Origin of the sequence: Actinomadura darangshiensis (assembly GCF_004349235.1) — a bacterium.
Lineage (GTDB): Bacteria > Actinomycetota > Actinomycetes > Streptosporangiales > Streptosporangiaceae > Spirillospora > Spirillospora darangshiensis.
Genome location: NZ_SMKY01000558.1, coordinates 1 through 2444, shown reverse-complemented (window position 1 = coordinate 2444; position 2444 = coordinate 1). Strand labels below are relative to the sequence as shown.

The following is a 2444-nucleotide window of genomic DNA, read 5'->3' as shown; positions in this document are numbered from 1 at the left end:
GACGAGGCCTAATGCGCCACGAGGCGCCTTGTTGTATCCCCGATTCAGTCGGGAGGAACTCGGAGGGAGGTTTCTGGGTCTGATGGCTTACCTGGATCCGAAAGGTTAAGGGGACAAGAGCATGCCAGGAAAGCAGCGGTCGTGTTCAGGCGTATGAAGCGAGGCGCTGCGGGACCCGTGTGATATGGCGAAAGCTGGATTGCCTGAATCCCAATCTCCAGACGATGCAACATCACATCCGTCGGAAAGACGCCTGAAACCGACGCCACATCCTGTATCGGATTAGTAGACCAGACGATACAACCTCTGGTATGTGGAGCGATGCCCAGTAAGGGTATTGAAGGAGATGAATGGGGCGCCTAAGTCACACTATACGTACAACGAGGACGAACGTGGGATCGCCTAATGGGCGCGAGCCCTATGGTGACGCAGGCCCCGTAGTAGTCGTGGGAGTCACGCCCCACCAAGGAGGACGGGAAAGCCGTCCGCAGGGCCAAGGGGGCCAGGTGACCGGACATTTGAAGGCCGAGAGGTATGCGCAATGCAGGACGCCGAAACGGTACTGAATGTCCTCCGTGATCGCGGTAGGCGTGGCCTGCCGTGCAACGAACTGTACCGGCAACTGTTCAACCCGCACCTGTATCTGCTGGCCTACGGGCGTCTGTACTCCAACCACGGAGCCATGACACCCGGGGCCGACGGGGAAACCGCGGACGGCATGTCGCTGGACAAGATCGGCCGCATCATCGATGCGCTGCGCCACGAGCGCTACCGGTTCAAGCCCGTCAAGCGGACCTACATCCCGAAGAAGAACGGGAAAACAAGACCGCTCGGCCTGCCACCCTGGTCGGACAAACTCGTCAGCGAGGTGATCCGCCTTCTTCTTGAAGCGTATTATGAGCCGACGTTCTCCGGCCGTTCACACGGATTCCGCCCCCGCCGAGGCTGCCACACGGCACTGACCGAGGTGGCAATAAACTGGACGGGGACGGTCTGGTTCATCGAAGGAGACATATCCGACTGCTTCGGGTCGCTCGACCATGGGGTCTTGCTATCCATTCTGGCGGAGAAGATCCACGATGGCCGATTCCTGCGGCTGCTGCGTAACATGCTGCAAGTCGGATACCTGGAGGACTGGGAATGGAATGCCACGCTCTCCGGAGCACCGCAAGGCGGAGTGGCCTCCCCGGTCCTGTCCAATATTTACCTGGACCGGTTGGACAAGTTCGTCGAGAAGGTTCTCATACCCGAGTACACCCGAGGGAAGGCCAGGAGACACAACCTGGAATACAAGAAGGTGCAATACGCGATCGCGCAAGCCCGCAAGCATGGGGATCGTACCCAGGCACGCCACCTACGCAGGCGGCTGCGCGGTCTGCCCGCCGGGGACCCCCAAGACCCCGGATACCGCAGGCTGCGCTACTCGCGATACGCCGATGACCACCTCCTCGGGTTCATCGGGCCGAAAGCCGAAGCCGAGCAGATCAAGCAGCGCCTCGCCGTGTTCCTGCGTGATGACCTCAAGCTGGAACTCTCCGAGGACAAGACACTGATCACCCACGCCCGCACAGGCGCGGCAAGATACCTCGGCTATGAGATCACCGTCCGGCACGATCAGCACAAGCTCACCCACGGCCGCCGGTCGCTCAACGGTGGGATCGCGCTGCGAGTGCCCCGGGCTGTGATCAAAACCAAGTGCACCCCCTACTTCCAGCTCGGCAAACCCGAGCATCGGCCCTGGCTGAAGAACCTCGCCGATCACGAGATCATCAGCACCTACGGGGCCGAATATCGAGGGATTATCCAGTACTACCTGCTCGCCGGCGACGTCTGGAGACTAGACCGGCTGCGTTGGGTCATGTTGACCTCGATGCTCAAGACGCTGGCGGCCAAGCACCGCTCGTCGGTCACGAAGATGGCCAACAAGTACAAGGCCACCATCGACACGCCGCACGGGCCTCGCCGGTGCTTCGAAGCCCGCGTCGAACGAGAGGGCAGGCAGCCACTGGTCACGCGCTTTGGCGGCATTCCCCTGCGGCAGCAGAAGCGAGCGGTCATCAACGACCGACCGCTGGCCCCGGCCGCCCGCCGAAAAGGTAAGGAGCTGATCCACCGGCTCCGGGCGAACCGGTGCGAGCTCTGCGACGAACGGACCACCGTGCAAGTCCACCAGGTCCGCAAGCTCGCCGATCTTCACCGCCCGGGGCGGCCACAGCCCGCGTGGGCGCAGCTCATGGCCAAACGACGACGCAAGACCCTGGTGGTCTGCTCGCCGTGTCACGACCTCATCCACGCGCGGCAACCAACCACGACAACCACGGAGTAGTCACTGGAGAGCCGGATGCCTGGAAAGCGGGCACGTCCGGTTCGGGCCGGGGGCCGTTGGAAAAGGACCTGCCCAAACAGGCACCTCGCCAACGGCCTACCGGAACCGGCGACAACAC

At 62.3% G+C, this 2444-nt stretch carries 1 protein-coding gene; it reads left to right on the top strand.

The window, feature by feature from the left end; translation table 11 throughout:
• The first annotated feature begins 541 nt into the window (after positions 1-541).
• Positions 542-2326 (top strand): reverse transcriptase/maturase family protein, encoded by a 1785-nt coding sequence (locus E1293_RS46330; protein ID WP_207939533.1) that lies wholly within the window; start codon positions 542-544, stop codon positions 2324-2326.
• Positions 2327-2444 lie beyond the last annotated feature (118 nt).

Coding starts and splice junctions, on each gene's coding strand:
- E1293_RS46330 (WP_207939533.1), top strand. CDS start 542: ATGCAGGACGCCGAAACGGTACTGAATGTCCTCCGTGATCGCGGTAGG.